Origin of the sequence: Aquimarina penaris (genome assembly GCF_040786285.1) — a bacterium.
Taxonomy (GTDB): domain Bacteria; phylum Bacteroidota; class Bacteroidia; order Flavobacteriales; family Flavobacteriaceae; genus Aquimarina.
This window is the reverse complement of record NZ_JBFMKQ010000002.1, coordinates 264,917-289,806: the sequence shown is the minus strand read 5'-3', so window position 1 is coordinate 289,806 and position 24,890 is coordinate 264,917. Positions and strand designations below refer to the sequence as shown.

Genomic DNA, 24,890 nt, shown 5'->3' with positions numbered 1-24,890 from the left:
TAGATTAGTAGGAGTAAATATGCAATAGTGTATGCTAAACAATTAAAATAACTTAAAAATGAAAAATTATAATGTAATAAGTATGTTAGCCGTAATAATTTTGATAGCGGCTTGTCAAGAAAAGAAATGTCCTGAATTGCCTAAAGGAGAATTCGAAATACAAGGGCATAATTATATTATTGATACGCTAAAAGTACAGAACGTGGATAGTTTAGCATTTGAAGAAAAAATTTTACTTGATGAAACATTTATAAATACCTATAAAAACTTAGACTTAAGTGCCAATTTTATCAAATCAGATACTGAAGCGATTACTACCACATGTGGGGCCATACCCACAAATATGGCAGAACTAACAGGCGGACTCAAAAAATATTTTTACAAATTTACATCAAGCACTACGGTTAACTTAGATGCTTTAGGTTATGGCGGAGGAAGTCTAGGCAAAAAAGAAATGCTATTAATGATTGATTTTGTTCAACACAAAGAAGTTCAATGCGACGATGGAAAATCGAGAAAATACGGAGTAGGATCAAGGCTATTTTTGCATATTACCAAAAAGAAAAGAGGGGTTAACCTAACATTACCGCAATTAGCTGCAAATGTAGAGCTTAATCGAGCAGAAGTAGCATATACCATCTCTACTATTGGAATTGTTGGACCTAGCGTAATTGACGCCCTGCCTACAGGTTCTAACTTTGATGTTGAGAATTATGCAAAGGTCGTTAACGCTGTAGATAATATTATCAGATTAGCAAAAGACAACGAAGAAGGCGTAGTGGTTACACCACAATTACTACCATCAAAAAACTAACATAGAAGAAACTTTAATCATAATGAGTAGTTTACAAGAAAAATTTGATGTATTAATTGGTGGGATTCAAATTCAAAGCAAAAGAAAAAATGGAATTGGGACATTAGGCTGTATCGTTTTTGACAAACATACTGGAAAACCATTAGGTCTCACCAACAGACACATTCTAAAAAAAAGACGTGGTTTTAGTGTAATACAACCCTCTGGAAAAAAAAGAACAACCGAATATATTATCGGAAATATTCTAAGAAAAGGTGGCAAGGGAAAATCGAATGATTTTGCTGTATTCGAATTAGATCTAACTAATAGAACATATGATCTAGAAAATAGCATCTATGGATTATCTGGAAAAATTAAGGACTATGTTGAACCTGTAAAGGGAATGAAAGTTCAAAAAGTTGGACAAAGAACTGGTAATACTTATGGAATTATTGATGATGTTAACAGAAATACGGTAATCATAAGATCTAATCCTGATAAATATGTTGATGAAATTTCTCTAGGTGGAGATTCTGGAGCCTTATGGGTAACCGACGAAGAAAATTTTAAGGCTGTAGCATTACATCGAGGAGGAGAACCTGATAATTCTAGAAACTTAACAGACAAGGCATATGCAATACCTATTAAAAATGTATTAAGTGCACTTCAAATAAGATTCTAAAAAAGATAGATAGTCTAAATCCGGTTATTAATGTACGTATACTGCTCAAGAATCATACAAATAACTTTTTAAAAATGCATACAGTTTCCGGCATCGGGAGGTTAGAAATATTGAGGTAGATTAGTGGGTATAAAAAAGGTCTATAGGTACTAAAGGTGACATATACAATTGTTAGCAACAAATTGAAAATCAACAAAACTATGAAAAAAGCTATACTTTTATTAATGACAATTGTTCTAGCGAGTTGTAAGTCAAGTCAACAATTACCAGATACATTAGGAGACCAAAAAAATGCAGTTAGTTTTGGATATCAACCAATTGACCCACTTCCAGTTGATTTATACATTGGTAGTGAAGATAAGTTGAAGGCTTTTGAGCGTGACAACGTAACTAACAAAAAAATTATGTCAACCCTACCTGATGAAACTATGAGATTGGCTATTGGAAAAATAGACTCTAAAGGTAATACTAGTTTTGCATCTGCAAAGATAGGTTATGCTGGAAGTAGTTATATTGTAATATTGGATTATATTAAATTTGACACAAAATCACTTAGCCTAGAAGTTGCTAAAGATTCTTTAGATAATATTATTGACTTTAGAATCCCTTTGAAATATGATGAATCAAATTTTGTTGTACCAGTTTACGTTGGTGTTGGTTTAAGATTTACAGCTACAATTCAGGTAAATGAAGGTTCTGTTGATTTAGGTAATCTTTTTGCTTTAGGTTTAGCAGCCGAATCAAAAAAAGTTACAGGGACTCTATTAATCCAAACTCTCGGTGTTAGTGGAAAAGATATCTCTTCATTAATACCAATGCCAAGTCAAATAAATACAACTACAATTCAGAATGCTATAATGTCATTATCTTCTATAAAAGCTAAAATGTATGAAGATGATAGTGAACTGAACCCTAGAATAGTTGGTTTTTATAACAATATTGGAGGAGGACAAAACACGGCACAAAAATTAATTAGTAGTGTTATGTCTCAGCGATTAAAACATAAAATCGAATAAAATCAATTGCTAACAATGGCTATAATTAATAAGGGTTTTGGTGCTTAACCCCAGATGGCGTGGATTTGTAATCGGTGCTCCTACAAGTCTATGACCAGTCACCACAAAGATTCTATCCCGCAGATATCTATCTATAGGTAGATAAGTCAACAAATTTATCAAAGTATAGCTCTAACTTATTACAAACTCGTCGAAGGTGTCACCCTGAGTTTATTGAAGTATGGTCCCTGAGCTGCGTCGAAGGGCCATACAAAAATCTTTTTTAAAATGCTTACGGTTTCCCACATCGGAAGGTTACAAATATTGGGGTAGATTAGTGGAGGTAAAAAAAATAGGTACTAAAGGTAACTATATACAATTGTTGGCAGTAATTCAAACTATGAGTGAACTTAAAGAATAGAATCTAAATATGGGAGATAAAGGTATTGACAAACAATGGACGTTCAATTTTTTAATAAATGAATTTAAAAAAGAAACTGATCGAGCTGCAGTTATTCTTGTAGCTGCGCTAATTGATGAAGCCTTAACTACAATATTGAAATCTTATCTAATCCCAATACCAAATGCAACTGACAATTTATTTGAAGGAGGAAATGCTCCTATATCAACATTTAGCTCTAAAATTGATGTATCATATAGATTAGGAATTATTAGCTCTCGATTTTGTAGAGATATTCACTTGATTCGGAAAATTAGAAATTCATTTGCACACGATATTTACGGATGTAACTTTGAAAATGGTAGTGTAAAATCAAGAGTTAGTGAGTTATCCAAAACTTGTGAAATTATGCCAGTTTATGATCATTTTCTTGAAAAGAAAAATGAAAATATTGTAAAAGGCACTCGAGGAGTATTCTTATTTATTTCTTCCGTAATGATTTATCATCTTAACAATGTCATTGATGATTTATCTCCTTTAAAACCAATGAATTTAATAGAAGATGAATTACTTTATACTGATGGAAAAAAAATGATTAAAGAAGAATTGGAAAAAGAAAAGGCAAAGACAAAGGATAAAAATAAAGAATAACTACTGCCAACATTATATATAAAATCAGAGCAAAGTTTTGTATTGGATCGAAAGGTCATTTCCTTTTTACAATGGCGCTAGATTTTTATAAATTGAATAAGAAATAAAAATGCGCAGATAAATCGATTGGCTCAGGTGTACTTGCCTTGCTCCGATTCATATATTTGGCGTTAGCTGTCATTATAAAAAATCTCGAAAATGAAACATTTTTTTTTCTTTTTATTAATCATTTGTTCCTTCATTATTCGTGGGCAGGAAGGGAATAAAATATTAGATTCATTAATTCTCGAAACAAAACGACAGGATTCAATAATAAAGAAATATGCCGATGAATCAGAACTATCAAAGCAAGAACCAAAACCTTTGAGACATTCAGGTTCTATAAAGCTAGAATCTAACAAATCAGATTCAATTTTTCAATTTATATTTCCATCTTTGATTGCAATTTTTGTCGGATTAATTGCTCTGTATGGAACTATTCATACAGGTAAAAAACAAAGAAAATTATCCGAAAGACAGTTAAATAATCAACTCTCAGAATCAAAAAAAACAGTTGATGCTCAAATCAAATCTTCGAAAGAAATATTGGAGAAACAAATAAATTCAGCTGATAAAAATGCAGAACTAATATTCAGACAAAATGTACTTTCAAATAATAGACAAAATTGGATTAATAAATTAAGAGACGTTATTAGCGAGATGATGCCTTTAGTAAGTCATATGGGATTAACTAAAGTTGTACCTCACGAAGAATACAAGAAATTCCAACAATTGATTTTCACCGCTGAACTAATGGTTAACCCTGAAAAAGACAAAAATTTCATTGATGCCTTAAAAAAGCTTCGTATAACCATGTTAAAGGCTACCAAAAAAGATGCAGTAGAAAGTGATCTGCAGGAGTTATGGAAGTGTCAAATTGATGTATTGGAACTAACTAAGAAAACATTGAAAACAGAATGGGAAAGAGTGAAAAAAGGAGAATAACACCAGCTAACAATGGCTATAATTAATCCCCCCCTGCTAACGCTCGTCTGTGACGAGTGCCGTCAAAGATGTATCAACATTAAACCCGATATCGCAGATTGCACATCCGAGCGATCTAACCAGTAGAACCACAAACATCTTTTCCATGTCTAACCGGTACAACCTCATCGTAGCTACCAAATAACAACCCCAACACCTACCCCCTAACTACTAACTACTAACTACTAAAAATCTAACAATACTAATCAGCAATTCATAATTCAAAAATTAATCCTTATATTCGCCATCGCTTAACGGTACACCCACCCCATGCAATCGTCATATTGCGTCTAAATACATATATAGTTTAGTAGTTTGTGAATTTTTGTCGAAAGCTTCAGCTGCAACGGAGAAATCCTTAGCTATCTTGTCGAAACGATCAGCTGCAACGGAGAAATCCTTAGCTATCTTGTCGAAACAATCAGCTGCAACGGAGAAATCCTTAGCTGTCTTGTCGAAACGATCAGCTGCAACGGGGAAACCCTTAGCTGTCTTGTCGAAACGATCAGCTGCAACGGGGAAACCCTTAGCTATCTTGTCGAAACGATCAGCTGCAACGGGGAAATCCTTAGCTGTCTTGTCGAAACAATCAGCTGCAACGGGGAAACCTTTAGCTACTTTGTCAAGAACAACAACTATTGCGTATGTGTATTTAACTTAATCATTTTACTCATAAAATTAAAACCTAAAAAAATGGCAGAACGCAATTACAGTTTTAAAGACACAGTTCTTTTAGAATGGGGAGACACTACAGTAGAACATTTAAAACTAGACATCGATCAATTTACCACCTTTGATCCAAAACTTAACAACGATTTTGTAACCCAATTAGAGCAAAAAGTAGCGCAGGGCTATAAAGAAGGTGGCGATGACCTCAACGTAGCACAGCTACAAGAAAAAACAGAAGTGGTAGAAAAGGCCATGCAAGAGTGTCGCACGTATTTTAAAAAGCTTCGATATTGGGTATTAGATGCATTCCCGGGTCAAAAAGCAATACAACGTCAATTTGGTATTGGCAGATTTAAAGATGTTACCAAAAATCAGATAAAAATGATCCAGTTTATGGAGGGATTGTCTGATACGATTGCTCAGCATCTCAAAGCATTAGAAGCCACGGGTATGCCAAAAGATATCGTAAAACAACCAACTGTCCTGGCACAAACCCTTCGCGAAGTTAATAAAGTGCAAGAACAGAAAAAAGGAACACGCACGGTAGATACTGCCGAGCGTGTAGAGCAACTTAATGAGTTGTATGCCATCCTTCAAAAAATAAATGCTGCGGCCGATAATGTGTTTGATGAGTTTACTGCCAAACGCGATCTTTACCGCGCTCCCAACCGATCTGGCGGTGTAACCGTTGGGGATGAACAAGAAGAAGAGTTGGTATAGTAGTTTATAATATACACGCTATATAAAGTATAAAAGGAACACGATTGGTGTTCCTTTTTTTTGTGTTTGGGTTTTTCCGGTTCTAAAAGCATCTCGATACAATTCTCCCGCTGGTCGAATCACTCGATGAGACGTAGCGTGTTTGCTTGATCAAATCACTCGATCCCGAAAACAAGTTCGGGACAAGTTGTGACGTAGCGTGTGTGCTTGGCCATGTTGAGCTTAGTCGCAACGTCAGTTCGAGTGGTTTTTCGGAATGTAATGGAGAAAAATTGTATCGAGAACCATTTAGGTGTACTATAGATTCAATTAAACCCATCGGTGCTAAAAGCATCTCGATACAATTCTCCCGCTGGTCGAATCACTCGATGAGACGTAGCGTGTTTGCTTGATCAAATCACCCGATCCCGAAAACAAGTTCGGGACAAGTTGTGACGTCATAGCCTATCTCCCCGTCAGTTCGAGTGATCCCGATGGTAATCGGGATTGTATCGAGAACCGTTTCTTACTAAAATTTCTTTTTTGCAAGATTAGGAAGCTTATCATAATCTCCATTGATTAAAGCTTCTTTTTTAACTCTAGACCACTTTTTAATCTGTTTTTCGGTATCAATAGCAAAATTGATATCTGTAAACTCGCAAACAAAAACTAATGTTATGGGCCTTCTTTTATAGGTATAACAATCTCTATAAAAACCTGATTCGTGTTGAAACAATCTTTTGTTGAGATTTGATGTTACTCCGGTATAGTAAGAATCATCAGAGCATTTTAAAATGTAGACGTAAGATAGTTTCATATTAGTAAATATAGACTTTTCGTTGCTAAAAGCATCTCGATACACCGCGCCAAGGCGCGGCACTCGATGTGACGTAGCGTTTGTGCTTGATCTGTGCTGAGCTTAACGCAGTATCGAATCACCCGATCCCGAAAACAAGTTCGGGACAAGTTGTGACGTCATAGCCTATCTCCCCGTCAGTTCGAGTGGTCCCGATGGTAATCGGGATTGTATCGAGAGCCATTTAGGTGTACTATAGATTAAGTTTAAACCTATCGGTTCTAAAAGCATCTCGATACAATTCTCCCGCTGGTCGAATCACTCGATGAGACGTAGCGTGTTTACCTGTTCAAATCACTCGATCCCGAAAACAAGTTCGGGACAAGTTGTGACGTAGCCAATCTCCCCGTTAGTTCTATCGGTCTAATTTGTTTTTACTTTGATTCTAAACTTACCATTTGTTAACGCTTTAGAATTTGTATCATCTAAATGACTATACATGGTACATGCAAAAGTTCCTTCAAGAATATAGGTGTTTTCATCTTCTTCCTCTACCGAGGTGATTGCAAATGTAGCATTGGTATTCTCACCAGCCGACGTATAAAAATCTTGCTCTTCGGCAGGAACTCCGGCTACTTCTGGCGGAAATAAAGAAAAGGTAATTCTACTCAAGGTTCTATCGCTTACGCCTTCAGAATACACAAAACTATCTCTATTAAAAAAAGATTCTAGCGTTTCATTTTCATTGGCTGTAGAACATTGACCCAAAGCTATTTCGTAAATAAATAGTTTAGCTCCGTCAACATTGGGTACAGGACTTTGAGTATTATCCGGCAACACTCCAAAAGCATAAGAACCATAGCAATATTCTATATCCTCTCCTGTACGAGGTACTCTATTAATACCTCCTCCTCCAAAATCGATCGTATGATCATCATTGGGAGGATTACCAATGGTAGCGTCATAGGATTGAAATCTAATATCAAAAGCGTCATCCCCTAAAGTACCTGTAAAGAAAAACTCGTCAAGGAGTACTGGGCTAGTAGGAACAGGATTCTGAACAGTATCACTATCAGAGTCACAAGATGAAAGCATAACTAATAAGCCTGCTAATAAGAATAAGGGTAAAGATAAAATTTTGTTTTTCATGTTACTTTTTTGTTTGTTTTCTGTATTTAATTCAACTAATATTTAATGTTACGATTGTACACCGTCTACTATATGTGTCTAGAAGGGTAAAATGTTACCCTGTTTTTTTGTTTTTTTTGTGGAGTGATGCGTAAAGTTTTCCCATTTTAATTATCTATATCTATTGAATACATAGCCTTTTGGATAACTCGCCTACCTTACTATTATTGTTTCTATCCTAATAATGCACAGTACATAAAACATAACATGATGGTACTATATTATGCCTTACTATCGTATAATTCTTAGTTTATTTACGTATAAATACTTTAGGAATAAACAAGTATTTATACTGTTGTTTCTTCTTTTTTCTTGGACTATCTTTAGGTTATCGTATTCGAAGAATATCTTCTGTGTATACTACCCCTAAGTGCACAATATTTACTCATAATATTATATCGTGGAGATCAGAAACCACACAAAAAAACGAGGCGAAATCCGAAAAGCCATACGAGTAGGAAATTCTTAAAACCAATAAAACATGGCATGCAGATCAGCATCAGTTAAAAGAGTCGCCGACAAAACTGTAAAGGCAAAACAACAAGTGGATAAGCTTCAGGCAATGATTCAGGCCCAGGAAGCCGCCAACAAGAAAAAATTCTACGCAGAAATTGAGAGTCACTTAGCTAGCGCTAACATTACAGACGCAAGAGAACTATCGTATAATTCTGATATCAAAACAGAATATACCAGCGAGTTTAGTTTAGATAAGATTGCCGCGGTGGTAACCTCATCATTAAAGGCCGTTTCGGCAGCATCAGACCCCACCGTGGTACAACCGGCCATGAGTGCAGAGGCTATTGATGCTTATGTTGATGTAGTGAATACGGTAGCCCAGGCGGCCAAGTCATCATCAACGGCATCGGCGAGTTTGTCGTTTTCTATGAATCGCTTGTCTCCCGGTATGTTTGGATTCTTATATGCATCATCGGTAAGTATCCAGGAAGAAGAAACTTTTGGTAGCGAAGCCGTTACCTCTACCGCAATTTATTATCGACTTATAGAAAGTATTGATGATGTAAAGCATCAGGCAAAATTTGATGCAGCGCTTATCGATAAGAATAATTACTTGCATATGAAAACGCTGCAAGCCGGACTTACCGATGATCTGGCTCAGGGTAAAATAGATATTACCACCTGGATGAAGTTAGACGACCAATATTCTGCAGCGGTGGCTAAACTTAAAGCCCGACTTGATGCAGACCAGATTAAATCGGCAGAGCGATTGGTAGTAAAAAGTAAAAGTATGGCTGTATCCACCAACCACCAGCTTGTTCTTGATGCTGTTAAAAAACTATCGGCTATGGGAGACATACATAAGGTAGCCATCGAAAGATCACAAGCTCGTATTGCGAGTTCGTATTACTAGATTGCTAAACTAGTTATAGATCATCATAAAAGCTTAGTAACTGTGTATACTGTTGCTAAGCTTTTTTCTTAATAAGAACCTATGAAAAATCTAAAACCGCATGAGTACAAACATCACAGAATGGATATATATTCATAACCAAAACAATACTGCACGATTTGTATTAGGAGAAAAAGGAGATCATATGATTGCTTGTCTAGGGATCAACCCTAGTACTGCTGTACCCAATGAACTGGATAACACCCTAAAGTCTGTAAAAAGAATTACCGACAGCAATGGCAATAAGGGTTGGGTAATGTATAATGTATATCCACAACGTGCCACTAACCCCAAAAACCTTAGTGACATAGTCGACACAGAGTTACATAGCTTAAACTGCGATATCATAAAAAGAACTGTAAAAGAATTGGGTATAACAACGATCTGGATTGCCTGCGGAGAAGTAATAGAAACAAGGCAGTACCTGGGTCAATGCCTTACAGATATCTATCAAAAATTAAGTCCCCTAAACCTGCAATGGAAAATAGTAAATACCCTCACACAAAGTGGTCATCCCAGACATCCACTCTATGTAAAGACCACAAGTTCTTTATCTGATTTTGATATTGCTATCTATTGCAAGAATTTATAAAAGAGAATGAAAAATAACGATGCTTAAAACCATACATGTTTTCATAGCAGCGAATTAATACCCCAGGGGTTCTTATATGTTTCCCATGACACAAAGATTTTAGAAACTTCTGTCCTCTTCAATTCTAATACCAAATCCAATATAAAAATAGGCTTATCTGCTTGCTCATATCCATCCTTACTTCATTATAGAATTATTCCATAGCTACGGCTATGCAAGAACCTTATGGCTTTGTAAGTACAAATATTATCTGCGCATCTTTAACCTATTTTTATATTAGATTTCGTATAAGTTTTTAGTACCTTGCCTTTTACCTATGATTCGATTTATTTTAAATAATGAGGTTATTCATACCTCTGCACATGCAGGAATAACGCTGCTGGATTTTATTAGAGAACACAAGCAATTAAAAGGAACAAAAATTGGTTGTCGGGAAGGAGATTGCGGTGCTTGTACAGTTTTAGTCGGAAAACTAATTGACAACAACCTCTCTTATCAAAGTATTACATCCTGTATCTCACCTCTTGGAAATGCTAACGGAAAACATATTGTAACAGTTGAAGGGATTAATTTACCTTCAGAATTAAATACTGTACAACAAGCCATGACCGATCACTACGCTACGCAATGTGGATTTTGTACTCCGGGATTTGTGGTTTCTATGACAGGCTATGCCATAGAAAAAAGCAAAGTTACCCTGGATTCTTGCAATGATGCTATAAGTGGGAACATTTGTAGATGTACAGGGTATAAATCAATTGAAAAAGCAGGTTTAGGTATTGAAGAGAAATTGCAAGAAAAAGATACTAATGATCCAATTGCGTGGTTGATCAAAGAGGGGTTTATTCCAAATTATTTTGAATCCATTCCGCAAAAATTAAAAGAGCTAGCACCAAAAACTATTGCCAGCAAAGGAAAAATAGTGGCTAACGGAACCGACCTATACGTTCATAATGCAGATCAACTTGCCGAAGAACAAGTTCATCTAATTGCAAGCGATGAAGCTTTGACAGGAATTCGATTTACAGATTCAATGTGTACCATAGGTGCCAATACAACGGTTACAGACCTATTAGAAAATGAGAAATTACAGCTCTTATTTCCAAAGTTAAAATCATTTCTTAAACTCGTGTCTTCAGAACCCATTCGTAATATGGGGACCTTGGGAGGAAACTTTGTTAATGCTTCTCCGATCGGAGATATGACCATTTTCTTTTTGGCGCTCAACGCTACCTTAACCATTCTAACCGAGACTAAATCTGAAAGACAAATAGCTTTTAATAAGTTTTATAAAAGTTATAAAACCTATGATTTGCAAAAGGGAGAAATTTTAAAAAGCATCTCCTTTGATATCCTAGAAAACGCAGACTTCTATAATTTTGAAAAGGTAAGTAAACGAACACATTTAGATATAGCCAGTGTAAATACAGCAGCAAAAATTACCCTTGAAAACGATGTGGTGACAGCCGCACATTTTTCTCTGGGAGGAGTTGCTCCTATTCCGAAATATCTATTCGAAACCGGTAATTTCTTGATCGGAAAAACAATTGATTCGGATACCGTAAAAGAAGCAGCATCTATTTTACAATCCGAAATTGCACCCATTAGTGATGTAAGAGGATCATCAGAGTATAAGCGTTTATTAGCCAATCAATTATTCTTTGCACATTTTATTGAATTATTTCCTGCAAAGGTTCAACTTCAAAAACTGACGGCATGATGAAAACGATGAAAAATACGGACTACATGGCGAAGACAATGAAAAACATTGACAGTTTTACGCATGTTCGTGGAGAATCACTATTTGTAGATGACTTGATTACCAGGCAAGATACTTTATACGGATTGGTATTTGATTCGCCAAAAGCACACGGAAAAATAAAACATGTAGATTATACTAAGGCAGAACAAGTTAAAGGCGTTGTAAAAATATTTACCTACAAAGATGTTTTGGGTGAAAATCAAATCGGGGGAATTATTCCTGATGAACCCTTATGGGCCGAAGATGAAGTTCATTTTTGGGGACAACCTATTGCATTTATTGTAGCAGAATCTGAAGCCATTGCAAAAAAAGCACGCCTGCTCATTGACATAGAAATTGAAGAATTACCAGTCATTACCACAGCAAAACAAGCCAAAGAAAAACAGAGTTTTATCAATGCGCCCCGTTCCTTTACATTAGGAGATACGAATGCTGCTTTTTCAGATTGCGATTATGTAATTGAAGGGGAAACATTTTCAAATGGCCAGGAACACCTGTATCTGGAAACACAAGGTTGCTACGCTGTTCCGCAAGAAAATGGGAGTATCAAGATCACCTCATCTACACAGGGCCCGACTGCAGTGCAAAAAACAGCAGCTAAAGTTTTAGGAGTGCCCATGCATAAGATCGAGATAGATGTCATCCGATTAGGCGGAGGATTTGGCGGTAAAGAAGATCAAGCTACACCCTGGTCTGTTATGGCCGCAGTTGCCGTTCAATATTTAAACAAACCTGTAAAATACATTCTCAATCGTCATGATGACCTTCGCATGACCGGAAAGCGACATCCATATTCCTCTTTTTTTAAAATTGGAGTAAGCAAGAACTTAAAAATAATGGCTTTTGAAGCAGAATTTTTACAAAACTCCGGGGCAGCAGCAGATTTATCACCCGCAATTGCCGAGAGAACATTATTTCATGCAACGAACAGTTATTTTGTACCCAATGTAAGTACAACGGTCTATAGTTGCAAAACCAACTTACCTCCCAATACTGCATTTAGAGGTTTTGGCGGCCCACAAGGAATGTTTGTCATTGAATCGGCTATTGCCAAGGCAGCAGATGCAATGGGTATTGACAGGCGAAAAATTCAGGAAGCTAATTTATTGGCAGAAAATGATGAGTTCTCTTACGGGCAAATCGCAACCCAAGTCGAAGCTCAAAATACTTGGTTTTCTGCGAAAGAGAAGTTTGAATTTGATACACTAGAAAAAGAAGTTACCGACTTCAATACGAATACTGCTCATTTCAAAAAAGGAATTTCTTTAATGCCCGTTACCTTCGGGATTTCATTTACGAATACAATGATGAATCATGCTAGAGCATTGATTCATATCTATCAAGATGGTAGTGTTGGTGTAAGTACCGGAGCAGTAGAAATGGGACAAAGTGTTAATACAAAGATGTTACAAGTCGCTCAGAATGCCTTGGGCATTTCTGCTAATAAAGTTAAATTAGAAACGACTAATACCACTCGTGTAGCCAATACCTCGCCTTCTGCAGCCAGTTCAACAGCAGATCTCAACGGAAAAGCTGTAGATAAAGCTTGTGCTGCATTACTAGAAAGATTAACAAAAGTGGCTGCTAAAATGGCTGATGCAGATCCCGCCAAAATTTCTTTTCACAAAGATTACGTTTTTGTAGATGAAAAAAAGTCGAATGTAACATGGGAGGCAGTTGTAGCTCAAGCCATGGCAGAACGAATTGCCTTAACTGAAAATGCACATTATGCCACACCCGTTATTCATTTTGATAAAACAAAAGAAAAGGGGCACCCATTTGCATATCATGTGTATGGTACTGCCATTACATTGGTTACTCTAGATTGTGTAAGAGGAACCTATGAAATTGACGCTGTAAAAATTGTACATGATTTCGGAAAAAGTATGAATTATGGTGTAGATATAGGACAGGTAGAAGGTGCCCTCGCACAAGGAATTGGATGGATGACTATGGAAGAAATCGCATATAACCACGATGGGCGATTATTATCCAATGCCCTATCGACGTATAAGGTGCCAGATATATTTTCTGCTCCAAAAACAATCGAAACGATACCTGTAGAAACGGATGGAAATGATATGGCTATCCATAAATCTAAAGCCGTTGGCGAACCTCCGCTGATGTATGGGATTGGTGCGTATTTTGCCATTCAACAAGCCGTAAAAGCATTCAATAAAAATTATAAACTAAAGTTTGATTCGCCGTTTACGCCAGAAAAGGTACTAATGGGATTATACGAAAAGTAATACTATTGAGCAAGGCTATACAACTACAATACACCAAAGCGAACATCCTAAGAGGAGCTTTAATCTATAGTTCAGGAGATTTGATCGCTGCCATACTGCTAGGAGAATTTTCTATGTATCGACTATTGGGTATGATTGCTTTGGGAGCCACATTATATGCATTCGAAATCCCCAATTATTTTGCATGGATAGAGGCTAAAACCAAAGAAATAACAGGAATTAGAAAAACGCTAGTCAAAACAGGATTAGCCATACTCTATTTTAATCCCCTTTGGATTGCTCGCCATTTGTTATTTATTAAACTTTTCTCAGGTAATTTTAATCAAATCGACTTAAATTTACTGGAAATAGCATGGTTATCATTCCTGGTTAATATACCTATATCGTTTGTGGCCAATTATTTAATCCAAAATAAAGTAAGCTTAAACTGGCGATTTTTGGCAAGTGCCATTTTCTCTGCATTAATGGCTATTTATTATGCATTAAGTGAAGTGATTTTCAATTAATAGAACTTATGAAATTCTGGCAACATCTTTTATTAAAATTACGAGATAACCAAAATGTATATCTACTAACTGTTATAGAAAACATTGGTAGTTCTCCTGGTAGAAAAGGATTTAAAATGCTGGTATCCGAAGACGGTTTTATTTTTGGTTCTATTGGAGGCGGTGTTATGGAATTTTCGCTGGTAGAAGAAGCTAAAAAATTACTGCAAAATGATGATTTAAAAATCTTTTTGAAAAAACAAATACATCAAGGCCATAAACAAGATGGTTCGGGAATGATTTGCTCTGGAGAGCAGACCATCGTCTTTCATCCTTTAGATACTCGAAATGTTGCGATTATTGAAAGTATTTTGGATTGTTTGCAAGGTAATAGTAAAGGAACATTTACACTTACACCTACTTCAATCAATTTTTCTAATGAACCGTTAGCTGATAAATTCGAATACCAAATAACCTCATCTCAAGATTGGTCTTTTAAGGAACATATCGGGTTTAGGAGCACATTATACATTGTTGGCGGGGGGCATGTAAGTGTCGCAGTTTCTGAATTGTTTGTTACCCTTGGGTTTCATGTGGTAGTTTTTGATAATCGAGAAAACCTAAATACACTGGAGCTTAACACCAGTGCGCATCAGAAATTAATAATAAACTTCAATGAAATAGCAAATTACATTTCCGAAGGTCCAGAGAGTTATGTGGCAATTATGACCAACCGATACACTGAAGATAAATTAGTGTTGAGCAAATTGATTAGAAATAGCTTTGCATACATAGGGGTGCTTGGGAGTACTGCAAAACTAAACACCATGTGGGAAGTATTACAAAAAGAAGGTATTACAGCGTCTGAATTAGACATCGTTCATGCACCCATAGGACTTGCCATAAAAAGTCAAACCCCTCATGAAATAGCAGTAAGCATTGCTGCTGAAGTTGTTAAGATTAAAAATATCAACCAATAATATATTTTGTTTCATGACCTAAAAAAGATACATTTCAGGCTGGTTTTGATTCATGGTTGCATGAACTTACTAAAAACATTAAATCAATAAAAATGACAGAAGAGGATAAGAAATTTATGAGACGTGCCATCGAACTTGCAGAAAATGGCATGGATTCTAATACAGGAGGTCCATTTGGGGCAGTGATTGTAAAAAATGGAGAAATAATAGCAGAAGGATGTAATAAAGTTACATCACATAATGACCCTACGGCTCATGCCGAGGTAGATGCCATTCGTACGGCTTGTAAAAAATTAAATGATTTTCAATTAGAAGATTGCATCATTTATACTTCTTGCGAACCTTGCCCTATGTGCCTGGGAGCTATATATTGGGCGAGGCCTAAAAAAGTTTTTTACGGATGCACACGTGAGGATGCTGCCGATATCGAATTTGATGACCAATTAATTTATGATGAGATTGCCGTGGGAATTTCTAATCGACAAATAGAGTTTACCAATGGCCTGCGTGACGAAGCATTAAAAGTGTTTCAGAAATGGAATTCAAAATCTGACAAAACAGAGTATTGATTCAATCGGTTTTCCTCATCGGGAAGGTAGAAATATTGGGATAGATTAGTGGGAGTTAAAAGAAATAATAGCAATTATTACTATAACATAGTTACAGTACGTTATTGAAAAGACCGGTGTACTCATTTATAATTTTAAAGGGAATAAACTGACTTTAGATTTGACAGGAATAATCATTAAATGAATTGACCAAAATCATAGTAATTGAATGAACTTCTATTGATATTAGTAAAGAATTCTAACTCAATAACCTGATATCATGAATAAAGAACATCCAAATATCGGCGTTTTAAAAAGATTTAACCCTGCCAATATCGCTGCATCCGCCGAAGTTTTATCAGAAGATGCCGTTTTTCATTTTTTTAATCCCGAACTACCCGAAGTAGAGGGAGACTATTTAGGCCTAAAAGGGTTTATGGACTTCTTCAAAAAAATGGCAGGGAATACTGGTGGCAGCTTTAAGGTAAACCCCGTATCTATTACCCCTATGGGAGACGAATTAGTCGTTACCCATGTTAAAGACACCATGGTGTTAAAAGGCAAGTCAATGGAAATCGACGCCGTTGTCGTATGGCGTATTATCGATGGCAAGATTAAGGAAGCCTGGGACATCCCTGCGGTGTATACTGCAAAAGTATTGAATCATAACCCCGAACGTAACTAATTAACCCGGCAGACCATCCACTTTTCTGAAAAATCATAATGAGACCGAGAACTAAAAAAAATTAAAATGAATGCATCTAGAGGTAATGTTACTAAAAAATGTTTCGATTGTGGTAAAAATGCCAAAGATATGTACGGCTATGCTATTTGTGATTCGTGCAAATCCAAATTACGATTATTTACCAATGATACCATAAAAAAGTATAACTCTGAAGATCCTGAAAATTTCCCTAAAGAAATCCAAAGAAGGCTAACGTATTTAGATAAAGATTATATCAAAAAAAGAATTAAACTTCTTCATATTCAAGAACAACTGAAAAAAATTTGACGATTGTAAGATTTAAAGAAAACCCCAATCTCATCAGGTAGATCTGCAATCCGTATCTGCAATAAAACAACTAAACATAGCACGGAAAGCATTTCCGCCTTTACTTTGTTATTATATAAGAATAGATAGTTTTTTATATTTAAAAAGAACGTATGGCACGTACATAAAACGGGTTAATCTTAAGTGCATGAGTTTGACTACCATTGCGAAACCATTGGTACCAAGCTCTATCATCTTCGTACTCTGTAGAGCTCCAATAGAAACCATCAGCAAAACCACCTACATTTCCTAGTCCCAAAGCATCTCCTGGCCCAATATTTTGGTACATTAAGTTTAACTCGTATTTCGATGGTAGGTACCAATCGTCATAGCCACCAGAATTTAAATCCTGGCATAATTCACTTGCGTAGCAAGCGCTACACGTTCCCTGCCATCTTCGTATTCCTTGGCTATTACCATCGCCACTTCCAATGCCATTTCCATAGGCATAGGTATCTACATAGCTTCCATTATACCATTGCAGTCCTGTATGTTGATCTACCGCCATACTAACCAATCCATGACAACCCGATGGATCCAGATAAAATATAATACCCCCTAGATGTGTATCTCCTATCGACAAACCACAAGCACTAGTCGTACTGATCACGTTACTGGTAATATCTATTCCGGTTCCAGCCGTATACACCTCTACATTATCTTCAAATGATCCCCCACCGTTAGACAAGGTAATCGTTGTTCCTGATCGACTTATTGTTTGTAATTCATTATTCGGGTCAGCATCCGCATCATTTACCCCATCTTGTAAGGACGAAAGATCTGTAACAATAGTACCACCACCATCTGTGGTTTCTAAATCTGTACCGTTTAATACTACAGAAGTGTTCATTTCATTATTAGGGTTGGCATCCGCATCGGTTACTCCATCTTGTAAGGACGAAAGATCCGTAACAATAGTACCGCCACCATCTGTAGTTTCTAAATCTGTACCGTTTAATACAACAGAAGTGTTCATTTCATTATTCGGGTTGGCATCCGCATCATTTACTCCATCTTGTAAGGACGAAAGATCTGTAACAATAGTACCACCACCATCTGTAGTTTCTAGATTCGTACCATTCAGTACAACAGAAGTGTTCATTTCATTATTCGGGTTGGCATCTGCATCGGTTACTCCATCTTGTAAAGATGAAAGATCTGTAACAATAGTGCCACCGCCATCTGTGGTTTCTAAATCTGTACCGTTTAATACGACTGAAGTGTTCATCTCGTTCAAAGGATCAGAGTCGGCATCATTGACTGAATCATTGATCACATTTTCGGCAGTGTTTGCATGCAATGCATACGGAACACTCATAAGTTGGCTAGTACCCATCACAGAAAAATTAGTTCCTCCGTTAATATCAACAGCGGTCTCAATAAAGTACGGACCGTTTGCCCAATCAATACTCGCAAAATCGTCGGTAGTGGTACCCGAACCGATTTCGAGGTTTACCAAGCCATAAGCATTTGTTGTTATTGTAAACGTTTCTGTATATACAGCTGTTCCTGCGATTGCACCTTGTTGAATCGTTAATTGCAATCCGACAGCCTGGTTGTTTAAAATCAAATTTCCGGCATCTCTCACGACAGCCTGGTATTTAAATCCCTCTGGAGCTTGTCCGAAAGAGCTCAATGCGATAGTTGTAACAGCAAAGAATGATAGTAAAGCTTTTTTCATAGTCGTTTCGTTTAAAGTATCTTAGCTAGTTTAAATGTTTTTAGTTTTTTTCCTTTTGTATTCAATGTCACCGAATACAATCCAGAGGCTAAATGACTGGTAGAGACAGGTGTCAGTTCTGCAGAGAGTTTATCCTGCAAAACAAGTTTCCCCAGGGCGTCATAAATTGAATAGGTCACATTTTCGAAGGAACTCGTTTGAATATTCAGAATGTCTTCGGTTGGATTAGGAAATATAATTACTTCGAAACTTGGAGTGTGATCTTCGAGATCTACAAATTTCCAGTTTGTTTGATGAAAGCCCTGTGTTATATCATTGGTACCATCTGTTAAAGTGTTTATAACAACTTCACCAATGGTAAAATCGACACTAGCACTCTCATTGGCATAAGAATCTCCCTGTGTGGATATAACTTCTTGAGCATAGACAGTTAAGCTAGTAAGTATTAAAAAAAATACTAAAGTAATTTTTGGCATGCATGGATTATTTTGGGGCCGCTAAAGTAGTATATTTTAAGCAATTACGCAAAAGTGGCGTGGATTTGGCTTAGAAAATATTTCTCCTACTATCACAAGCCTTCTGGCTAGTAGTATAAACAACCTCTTATCACCCAAATGTACAATCCATACGTAAGCATAATAAATAACATCACACAGAAAACATTTCTGTGCTATCAAGTCTAAATATGACAATATCAAAGTGTGCCCACCAGGTATCTAAAAATAAACGTACTTATTGCTTTTGAAAAGCAAAGCCTCTAAACTCTGTAATTTCTATAGTTTCGCCATTAACCTCAACCGTTTGATTTTCGCTGCTGTTATCGTTTATTAACAAGGACATAGTTGATGTATTACCAGGTGTTGCAAAACCAGAGATATAAATTTCGTTATTTTCATCTAGCAATCTGATGCTGTTATACCCTCCAGATGAAAAAGTTGTTACACTTCCATCAGCATCGGTAATAGAATAATCCCCAGTAGCCCAGGTATACATAGCATTAGACTCTATTTGGGTACAGTCGATTTGTTGTTCGAATTCATTATCGGTTCCCTCAATTAATTGCAGTGTTACTTTAAGCGTAGAACCAGAAGTAAGTGTAGCAGTACCATCTGGTTGTATAATTAGGAATTCATTTACCAAACAGCTTTCATTTACGTCTAGTTCTGATGTGATACTAATATCATTAGTACCTGTAGAGCTATTGACTATTGTAACTTTAGTGAGTTTCCAAGTTCCTGTAAAATCAAATGCATCGTTGTCATCATCTTTACAAGAAGAAAATAATAGTAATGTTAGCAAGGATAGGATTAATGTGAAGTATTTCATAAGTGTTATTTTTAGTAAGCTTTACATCATAAGTATAATGGCTTTATGATTAAAATTAGTATGCTATGAAAGACGTATCAATGATAAATGTGTTGCAAACATCGTTCTTTTCCTAATTTATGTAACCTAATTATAGCCGCTACAACTAATAGTAAATACTGTAAAAATGTTTTGAGTCTCAAAAAATGAAACTAGCCTTTTGTAGTATTGCAGCATTATAACCAAAGAAACCACCAGAAAACTAAAACAAAGAATGAGAGCACTACTCCTTTTGATCATATCATTAATCTTCTTTCTACTAACATTGTCTTGCAATAAAGGTGATGATATAGCAAATAAAATAGTACTAACACAACTAGTTTTTAAAGGAGATACTATGATAAATAACCAGGCAGAATTGGTCAATTTTGCCATTCAAGGGTATACTAATATAGAAGGAAACCTAACCATATCTGGGGTCACCGATCTAACTCCGCTAAATAACATTACTACAATAGATGGATCTGTATTAATAAAAGACAATCCAGATTTAGTGACTTTATCAGGGTTTTCGGGACTTAAAACAATTTCTGCTTCTTTAAGCATTTCAAATAATCAAGCATTAACATCGATAAAGGGTTTTGAACAATTAGAAACTGTAGAAATATTTTTTGTCTATAAAAACGATGTTTTAAAAAACATAGATAGTTTTAGCCAGCTAAAAAAAGCAGATCTACTGGATATAACTTTTAATTCTGAATTAGTATCGATTGAGGCATTTTCAAACCTAGAGCGCCTAAGTGGCATTGCCATAAAAAGAAATCCCAAACTAACCACAATTTCTCCTTTTTCTAAGTTAACCGAAATATCTAAATCTTTGGAAATTAAAAATAATAATTCTTTACTTGGTCTGAATGGTTTTATTTCTTTACAAAAAATAGGTGAATCAATGGTTATTACTGAGAACATATCATTAACTGATTTAGAAGGATTATCCAATGTGAAAACAATTGGTGCCGATTGTACAATAATAGACAACGAAAACCTAAACGACTTTTGTGCCTTACGAAACACCAGTTTCTCGGATATGAGCTACTCTGTTTTTGGCAATTTACATAATCCAACTAAAGAGCAATTAACAGATTCTAATTGCAGAGATTAATTAGATGCTATATTACAACAAAGAGCACTATGTCTAGTACTCCTATGTACGGCAATAATGAGATTTCGAGAACCTCTGTCCACATTGTTACCGAACCCTTAGATATTCTAAGGGCGGCCTGCGTCAGTTCGAGTGGTCCCGATATTATTCAAGAATGGAGTGATAGAGTAACGAAAAATTAAAGAGTAGAAAAAAGACCAGTTTCAAAAAATGAAACTAGTCTTTTGTATTCTTGCAGTTATCTAACCAAACTTAGTATTTGAAATTGGCTAGATGTAATATATAAGTAACGAATGACAAGAGAACAACATTTAGCATTTTGTAAAAAATGCACTAACCGCGAGATGGATCTAAAACAAGGTTTAATCTGTACACTTACCAAAGAAAAAGCAAACTTTATAAATGAGTGTCGTGATTTTAGTCTCGATCCAGAGTACCAGGAACGATTTGATGATATCGAACCTCTAGAAAACCATGTGATGAAAAGCTTGGTAGACGACAAAGTATTAGATAAACTAAGGCTAGAGCAAAACTATCCACAGGGATTAATCGGCGGAATATCTACCGGAATTGTGGGAGCCGTGCTCTGGGGAGCAATTACTGTAGCTACTGGTTTTCAGATCGGCTTTATGGCCCTCGCCATAGGTGCTGCAGTAGGGCTTGCTATTCGTTTTTCTGGTAAAGGTGTAGATCCAATCTTTGGCATTTCGGGTGCTATTATAGCGGTATTAAGCTGCTTTCTTGGTAATTTCTTTAGTATTATCGGTTTTTTAGCCAATCAAGAAAATCTCGCTTATATCGATACCTTGTTTTTGTTTGACTATTCTTTTCTATGGCCAATCATGCAGGAAACTTTTAGCATTATCGATTTGTTATTTTATGGTATTGCAGGAGCCGAAGGTTATAAATTTGCTTTCAGAGCCCTAACCGAAAAAGATATTGCAGAATTAAAAGAAAGGTAATCAAGGTATATACTATAAAAACAGCAAGGGGCACTAAAAATAGTGCCCCTTGTTTATATACATAAACCTTGAAGTGTAACAAATTGTATTTTGGAGTATCTATGATATAGACACTAATCAATACAACCATGAAAAAAGTCTTACTCCTTGCGATTTTCCTTGTTTTATTTTTTTCCTGTGCGTCTTCAAAAAAAGAACAACAATTTGCAATCGGTCAAAAGTCAGTTACGTATACCGATGTATCCAGAAATCGCTCACTGGTAACAGAAATATGGTATCCAACCTATGATACTGTAGCTCAAAAAGAAACTTCCCCAAAGCGAAAAGAACTATTTAAATCTATTCCCACCGTACCTAATGCAAGCATTCCTGATAAAAAATTTCCGTTATTACTCATCTCACATGGCACCGGTGGCAATCGCTTTTCGTTAACCTGGTTTATAGAAAAAATGGTGCAAGAAGGGTATATTGTTGTCTCGGTAGATCACTACGGAAATTCGACTTTTAATAAATTACCAAGAGAATTCGTGAAATGGTGGGAAAGAGCTATTGATATACAATATGTACTCACCCATGTGCTTAAAGATGAGCAGTTAGGATCAAGAATTGACACTTCTAGAATTGGTGGTGTTGGTTTCTCTCTGGGCGGCTACACCAATATTGCTTTAGCTGGTGGTTATGTGGATAGAAATAACAACGACCAAACTGATCGTGATAGAGAAATGCCGCCGGAATTTCCTAAAACCGATGAGCATATTGATTTTGATACCGACAGCTTGATTGTTGCCTCCTATAACACCTATAAGGATCAGGTTAAAGACAAAAGAATAAAAGCCTTTTTTGTTATGGCACCCGCGATAGGATTTGGGTTTCATTCTGAAAAACAAACCGAAACGATTACTGCTCCTATCTATATTGTAGCCGGCAAAGGCGATACCAATACCCCTATACAATATAATGCACAACAGTATCATCGTTTAATCAAAAGCAGTACACTTCATCTCTTTGATGAACATGTTAATCACTATGTCTTTTTAAACGAAGCAACAGCATTCGGAAAAGAAGTAGCACCAACGATTACTATTGACCATCCCAATGTAAATCGTGGTGAGATACATCAAAAAACAGTAGATCTTGCTATCGATTTTTTTAATCAACATCTTTAATACCGTCTTTGGGTGTAGGACAATAATGGGACTTCGAGAACCTCAGCCCACATTCTAATCGAACCCTGTGGCTCTCGAAGGGTGGTCTCCCTCAGTTTGAGTGGTTTTTCGTAATGTAATGGAGAAAAATTGTACTTGGGTAAGCTCAGCAGAGCTATCGAGAACCGTTATAAGTATAAGGGATTAATATATACGTATTGTTACTAAAGCATCTCGATACACTAAGCTAAGGCCCGGCACTCGTCAAGGCGTAGTATTTTAAAATAAATAGTTTAGATTTGCTGCTTTATACATTGGGAAAACAAAAAACAAGTACAACATGAACGAGAAATGGAAAAATAGAATAAAAACTGGCGCAATATGGGGAGGTATAGCCGCTATTGTATCTAACCTATTTAAATTAACAGATCATATGTCTTTTGGAGACATCTTCTTTTCTTATCGTTTTTTATTAGAACTTCTAGTATTCTTAGCGATTGGTATTTTATTTTTAACTATAGGTATTAATGTAAAACCTAAAAGCTAACATTTCGTATATCTAAGCAGTGTAAACAGTATATAACACAGGGATCTCACGCATATCATATGAAATACTTACTTAAAGGGCAAGAAACTGAAAGACTCACATTTAGGCTTCTAGAAGAAGAGGATTTTGATACTTGGGTTTCTCTTTTTAAAGAAAAAAATGTGGCCGAGTTTTTAGGACTTGACCAAACATTATCTCCTACAGGATTATGCCAAGCCTGGTTTGATAAATCATTTAATCGATATGCAAATGATCTGGGTGGTATGAATGTTTTAGTCGACAAAAAGACAAATGAATTTGTAGGACAATGTGGGCTTTTAGTACAAACTATAGACGATACAGAGAGATTAGAGGTTGGGTACTCAATTCTTCCAAAATTCTGGAATCAGGGATACGCATATGAAGCAGCTGCTAAATGCAAAAACTATGCTTTTGAAAACAACTTTGCTGATTCGTTAGTTTCTGTCGTTCATATCGATAATATTGGCTCTGAAAAAGTAGCTTTAAAAAACGGGATGACCTTCGAAAAACTAACCGAAGACGTATTTAACGTGTTTAGCATCAAAAAAGAGGATTGGATTTCTTCTAAGCACAAGTAATAGTATACATTTTTCTAAAATTTCTTCTTGACAAGGTTTGGAAGCTTATCATAGTCTCCATCTATTAAAGCTTCTTTTTTAACTCTAGACCACTTTTCAATCCGTTTTCCTGCATCAATAGCAAAATTGATATCTGTAAACTCACAGATAAAAACTAATGCTATTGGCCTCCTTTAATACCTATAACAATCTCTATAGAAGCCAAATCCATGTTGAAATACTCTTTTATTAAGATAGGATCATCAGAGCATTTTAAAAATGTGGATGTAAGATAATTTCATAGTAGTAAATATATTATCCTTCATTTCTAAAAGCATCTCGATACAATTCTCCCTCTGGTCCAATCACTCGATGTGACGTAGCGTATCAGCTCGTCAGTTCGAGTGGTTTGTTGCAGTGTAACGGAAACAAAGTGTATCGAGAACCATTATGTGTAACATTAAAAAGTATGAATCTTTCGTTTTCAAAAGCATCTCGATAGTACAAATACAATTCTCCCTCTGGTCCAATCACTCGAT

The 24,890-nt window shown here is 36.0% G+C and carries 27 protein-coding genes; 22 read left to right on the top strand and 5 right to left on the bottom strand.

Annotated features, from left to right (window positions below):
• The first annotated feature begins 58 nt into the window (after window positions 1-58).
• From ABW637_RS10920 to ABW637_RS10890, 7 genes are all read left to right on the top strand, one after another.
• Window positions 59-814 (top strand): hypothetical protein, encoded by a 756-nt coding sequence (locus ABW637_RS10920; RefSeq protein ID WP_367584726.1) that lies wholly within the window; start codon window positions 59-61, stop codon window positions 812-814.
• 22 nt (window positions 815-836) lie between these two features.
• Window positions 837-1,475, top strand: coding sequence for a chymotrypsin family serine protease (locus ABW637_RS10915; protein ID WP_367584725.1), 639 nt, complete (start codon window positions 837-839; stop codon window positions 1,473-1,475).
• A gap of 200 nt (window positions 1,476-1,675) precedes the next feature.
• Window positions 1,676-2,491 carry a hypothetical protein gene (locus tag ABW637_RS10910; RefSeq protein ID WP_367584724.1) on the top strand — a complete coding sequence of 272 codons (816 nt, stop codon included), beginning with the start codon at window positions 1,676-1,678 and terminating at the stop codon, window positions 2,489-2,491.
• Between the two features lie 409 nt (window positions 2,492-2,900).
• A complete protein-coding gene (locus ABW637_RS10905) occupies window positions 2,901-3,521 on the top strand; it encodes a hypothetical protein (RefSeq protein ID WP_367584723.1) in 621 nt (206 codons plus the stop codon).
• Window positions 3,522-3,719: 198 nt separating this feature from the next.
• The gene (locus tag ABW637_RS10900; RefSeq protein WP_367584722.1) at window positions 3,720-4,505 is read left to right on the top strand and encodes a hypothetical protein; all 786 of its coding nucleotides are present in this window, start codon (window positions 3,720-3,722) and stop codon (window positions 4,503-4,505) included.
• A 406-nt stretch (window positions 4,506-4,911) separates the two neighbouring features.
• A complete protein-coding gene (locus ABW637_RS10895; protein WP_367584721.1) occupies window positions 4,912-5,205 on the top strand; it encodes a hypothetical protein in 294 nt (97 codons plus the stop codon).
• Between the two features lie 32 nt (window positions 5,206-5,237).
• Window positions 5,238-5,933 carry a hypothetical protein gene (locus tag ABW637_RS10890; protein WP_367584720.1) on the top strand — a complete coding sequence of 232 codons (696 nt, stop codon included), beginning with the start codon at window positions 5,238-5,240 and terminating at the stop codon, window positions 5,931-5,933.
• 508 nt (window positions 5,934-6,441) lie between these two features.
• On the opposite strand, the gene ABW637_RS10885 is transcribed toward ABW637_RS10890, so the two are convergent.
• Both ABW637_RS10885 and ABW637_RS10880 read right to left on the bottom strand, forming a co-directional pair.
• Complete coding sequence (locus ABW637_RS10885) at window positions 6,442-6,729, bottom strand: GIY-YIG nuclease family protein (protein WP_367584719.1); 288 nt, start codon at window positions 6,727-6,729, stop codon at window positions 6,442-6,444.
• Between the two features lie 402 nt (window positions 6,730-7,131).
• Entirely contained in the window at window positions 7,132-7,857 is a 726-nt protein-coding gene (locus ABW637_RS10880) for a hypothetical protein (protein WP_367584718.1), read from the bottom strand.
• Between the two features lie 520 nt (window positions 7,858-8,377).
• On the opposite strand from ABW637_RS10880, the gene ABW637_RS10875 reads away from it, so the two are divergent.
• From ABW637_RS10875 to ABW637_RS10835, 9 genes are all read left to right on the top strand, one after another.
• Window positions 8,378-9,265 (top strand): hypothetical protein, encoded by an 888-nt coding sequence (locus ABW637_RS10875; protein WP_367584717.1) that lies wholly within the window; start codon window positions 8,378-8,380, stop codon window positions 9,263-9,265.
• Window positions 9,266-9,365: 100 nt separating this feature from the next.
• The gene (locus tag ABW637_RS10870) at window positions 9,366-9,896 is read left to right on the top strand and encodes a DUF1643 domain-containing protein (RefSeq protein WP_367584716.1); all 531 of its coding nucleotides are present in this window, start codon (window positions 9,366-9,368) and stop codon (window positions 9,894-9,896) included.
• A 316-nt stretch (window positions 9,897-10,212) separates the two neighbouring features.
• Entirely contained in the window at window positions 10,213-11,616 is a 1,404-nt protein-coding gene (locus ABW637_RS10865; protein WP_367584715.1) for an FAD binding domain-containing protein, read from the top strand.
• Between the two features lie 26 nt (window positions 11,617-11,642).
• Window positions 11,643-13,907 (top strand): xanthine dehydrogenase molybdopterin binding subunit, encoded by a 2,265-nt coding sequence (locus tag ABW637_RS10860; RefSeq protein ID WP_367584714.1) that lies wholly within the window; start codon window positions 11,643-11,645, stop codon window positions 13,905-13,907.
• A 5-nt stretch (window positions 13,908-13,912) separates the two neighbouring features.
• The gene (locus ABW637_RS10855) at window positions 13,913-14,413 is read left to right on the top strand and encodes a hypothetical protein (RefSeq protein ID WP_367584713.1); all 501 of its coding nucleotides are present in this window, start codon (window positions 13,913-13,915) and stop codon (window positions 14,411-14,413) included.
• 8 nt (window positions 14,414-14,421) lie between these two features.
• The gene (locus ABW637_RS10850) at window positions 14,422-15,372 is read left to right on the top strand and encodes an XdhC family protein (RefSeq protein WP_367584712.1); all 951 of its coding nucleotides are present in this window, start codon (window positions 14,422-14,424) and stop codon (window positions 15,370-15,372) included.
• Between the two features lie 92 nt (window positions 15,373-15,464).
• Entirely contained in the window at window positions 15,465-15,941 is a 477-nt protein-coding gene (locus tag ABW637_RS10845; RefSeq protein ID WP_367584711.1) for a nucleoside deaminase, read from the top strand.
• A gap of 259 nt (window positions 15,942-16,200) precedes the next feature.
• A complete protein-coding gene (locus ABW637_RS10840) occupies window positions 16,201-16,605 on the top strand; it encodes a nuclear transport factor 2 family protein (protein ID WP_367584710.1) in 405 nt (134 codons plus the stop codon).
• A 66-nt stretch (window positions 16,606-16,671) separates the two neighbouring features.
• The gene (locus ABW637_RS10835; RefSeq protein ID WP_367584709.1) at window positions 16,672-16,932 is read left to right on the top strand and encodes a hypothetical protein; all 261 of its coding nucleotides are present in this window, start codon (window positions 16,672-16,674) and stop codon (window positions 16,930-16,932) included.
• A 139-nt stretch (window positions 16,933-17,071) separates the two neighbouring features.
• On the opposite strand, the gene ABW637_RS10830 is transcribed toward ABW637_RS10835, so the two are convergent.
• The 3 genes from ABW637_RS10830 to ABW637_RS10820 all read right to left on the bottom strand — a co-directional run bounded on the left by ABW637_RS10830 (window position 17,072) and on the right by ABW637_RS10820 (window position 19,978).
• Window positions 17,072-18,652 carry an Lcl domain-containing protein gene (locus ABW637_RS10830; protein ID WP_367584708.1) on the bottom strand — a complete coding sequence of 527 codons (1,581 nt, stop codon included), beginning with the start codon at window positions 18,650-18,652 and terminating at the stop codon, window positions 17,072-17,074.
• 11 nt (window positions 18,653-18,663) lie between these two features.
• On the bottom strand, window positions 18,664-19,128 hold the full coding sequence (locus tag ABW637_RS10825) for a T9SS type A sorting domain-containing protein (protein ID WP_367584707.1): 465 nt from the start codon (window positions 19,126-19,128) through the stop codon (window positions 18,664-18,666).
• A gap of 256 nt (window positions 19,129-19,384) precedes the next feature.
• Window positions 19,385-19,978: a hypothetical protein gene (locus ABW637_RS10820; RefSeq protein WP_367584706.1), complete on the bottom strand. Its 594-nt coding sequence runs from the start codon at window positions 19,976-19,978 to the stop codon at window positions 19,385-19,387.
• 253 nt (window positions 19,979-20,231) lie between these two features.
• Here ABW637_RS10820 and ABW637_RS10815 point away from each other — a divergent pair, with 253 nt between their 5' ends.
• The 6 genes from ABW637_RS10815 to ABW637_RS10790 all read left to right on the top strand — a co-directional run bounded on the left by ABW637_RS10815 (window position 20,232) and on the right by ABW637_RS10790 (window position 24,372).
• The gene (locus ABW637_RS10815; RefSeq protein ID WP_367584705.1) at window positions 20,232-21,119 is read left to right on the top strand and encodes a receptor L domain-containing protein; all 888 of its coding nucleotides are present in this window, start codon (window positions 20,232-20,234) and stop codon (window positions 21,117-21,119) included.
• A 29-nt stretch (window positions 21,120-21,148) separates the two neighbouring features.
• Window positions 21,149-21,301 carry a hypothetical protein gene (locus tag ABW637_RS10810; RefSeq protein ID WP_367584704.1) on the top strand — a complete coding sequence of 51 codons (153 nt, stop codon included), beginning with the start codon at window positions 21,149-21,151 and terminating at the stop codon, window positions 21,299-21,301.
• 111 nt (window positions 21,302-21,412) lie between these two features.
• On the top strand, window positions 21,413-22,081 hold the full coding sequence (locus ABW637_RS10805) for a hypothetical protein (protein WP_367584703.1): 669 nt from the start codon (window positions 21,413-21,415) through the stop codon (window positions 22,079-22,081).
• A 128-nt stretch (window positions 22,082-22,209) separates the two neighbouring features.
• Entirely contained in the window at window positions 22,210-23,247 is a 1,038-nt protein-coding gene (locus ABW637_RS10800) for an alpha/beta hydrolase family protein (RefSeq protein WP_367584702.1), read from the top strand.
• 319 nt (window positions 23,248-23,566) lie between these two features.
• Window positions 23,567-23,773: a hypothetical protein gene (locus ABW637_RS10795; protein ID WP_367584701.1), complete on the top strand. Its 207-nt coding sequence runs from the start codon at window positions 23,567-23,569 to the stop codon at window positions 23,771-23,773.
• A gap of 59 nt (window positions 23,774-23,832) precedes the next feature.
• The gene (locus ABW637_RS10790) at window positions 23,833-24,372 is read left to right on the top strand and encodes a GNAT family N-acetyltransferase (RefSeq protein WP_367584700.1); all 540 of its coding nucleotides are present in this window, start codon (window positions 23,833-23,835) and stop codon (window positions 24,370-24,372) included.
• Window positions 24,373-24,890: the final 518 nt, after the last annotated feature.

Coding starts and splice junctions, on each gene's coding strand:
- ABW637_RS10920 (WP_367584726.1), top strand. CDS start 59: ATGAAAAATTATAATGTAATAAGTATGTTAGCCGTAATAATTTTGATA.
- ABW637_RS10915 (WP_367584725.1), top strand. CDS start 837: ATGAGTAGTTTACAAGAAAAATTTGATGTATTAATTGGTGGGATTCAA.
- ABW637_RS10910 (WP_367584724.1), top strand. CDS start 1,676: ATGAAAAAAGCTATACTTTTATTAATGACAATTGTTCTAGCGAGTTGT.
- ABW637_RS10905 (WP_367584723.1), top strand. CDS start 2,901: ATGGGAGATAAAGGTATTGACAAACAATGGACGTTCAATTTTTTAATA.
- ABW637_RS10900 (WP_367584722.1), top strand. CDS start 3,720: ATGAAACATTTTTTTTTCTTTTTATTAATCATTTGTTCCTTCATTATT.
- ABW637_RS10890 (WP_367584720.1), top strand. CDS start 5,238: ATGGCAGAACGCAATTACAGTTTTAAAGACACAGTTCTTTTAGAATGG.
- ABW637_RS10885 (WP_367584719.1), bottom strand. CDS start 6,729: ATGAAACTATCTTACGTCTACATTTTAAAATGCTCTGATGATTCTTAC.
- ABW637_RS10880 (WP_367584718.1), bottom strand. CDS start 7,857: ATGAAAAACAAAATTTTATCTTTACCCTTATTCTTATTAGCAGGCTTA.
- ABW637_RS10875 (WP_367584717.1), top strand. CDS start 8,378: ATGGCATGCAGATCAGCATCAGTTAAAAGAGTCGCCGACAAAACTGTA.
- ABW637_RS10870 (WP_367584716.1), top strand. CDS start 9,366: ATGAGTACAAACATCACAGAATGGATATATATTCATAACCAAAACAAT.
- ABW637_RS10865 (WP_367584715.1), top strand. CDS start 10,213: ATGATTCGATTTATTTTAAATAATGAGGTTATTCATACCTCTGCACAT.
- ABW637_RS10860 (WP_367584714.1), top strand. CDS start 11,643: ATGGCGAAGACAATGAAAAACATTGACAGTTTTACGCATGTTCGTGGA.
- ABW637_RS10850 (WP_367584712.1), top strand. CDS start 14,422: ATGAAATTCTGGCAACATCTTTTATTAAAATTACGAGATAACCAAAAT.
- ABW637_RS10845 (WP_367584711.1), top strand. CDS start 15,465: ATGACAGAAGAGGATAAGAAATTTATGAGACGTGCCATCGAACTTGCA.
- ABW637_RS10840 (WP_367584710.1), top strand. CDS start 16,201: ATGAATAAAGAACATCCAAATATCGGCGTTTTAAAAAGATTTAACCCT.
- ABW637_RS10835 (WP_367584709.1), top strand. CDS start 16,672: ATGAATGCATCTAGAGGTAATGTTACTAAAAAATGTTTCGATTGTGGT.
- ABW637_RS10830 (WP_367584708.1), bottom strand. CDS start 18,652: ATGAAAAAAGCTTTACTATCATTCTTTGCTGTTACAACTATCGCATTG.
- ABW637_RS10825 (WP_367584707.1), bottom strand. CDS start 19,128: ATGCCAAAAATTACTTTAGTATTTTTTTTAATACTTACTAGCTTAACT.
- ABW637_RS10820 (WP_367584706.1), bottom strand. CDS start 19,978: ATGAAATACTTCACATTAATCCTATCCTTGCTAACATTACTATTATTT.
- ABW637_RS10815 (WP_367584705.1), top strand. CDS start 20,232: ATGAGAGCACTACTCCTTTTGATCATATCATTAATCTTCTTTCTACTA.
- ABW637_RS10810 (WP_367584704.1), top strand. CDS start 21,149: ATGTCTAGTACTCCTATGTACGGCAATAATGAGATTTCGAGAACCTCT.
- ABW637_RS10805 (WP_367584703.1), top strand. CDS start 21,413: ATGACAAGAGAACAACATTTAGCATTTTGTAAAAAATGCACTAACCGC.
- ABW637_RS10800 (WP_367584702.1), top strand. CDS start 22,210: ATGAAAAAAGTCTTACTCCTTGCGATTTTCCTTGTTTTATTTTTTTCC.
- ABW637_RS10795 (WP_367584701.1), top strand. CDS start 23,567: ATGAACGAGAAATGGAAAAATAGAATAAAAACTGGCGCAATATGGGGA.
- ABW637_RS10790 (WP_367584700.1), top strand. CDS start 23,833: ATGAAATACTTACTTAAAGGGCAAGAAACTGAAAGACTCACATTTAGG.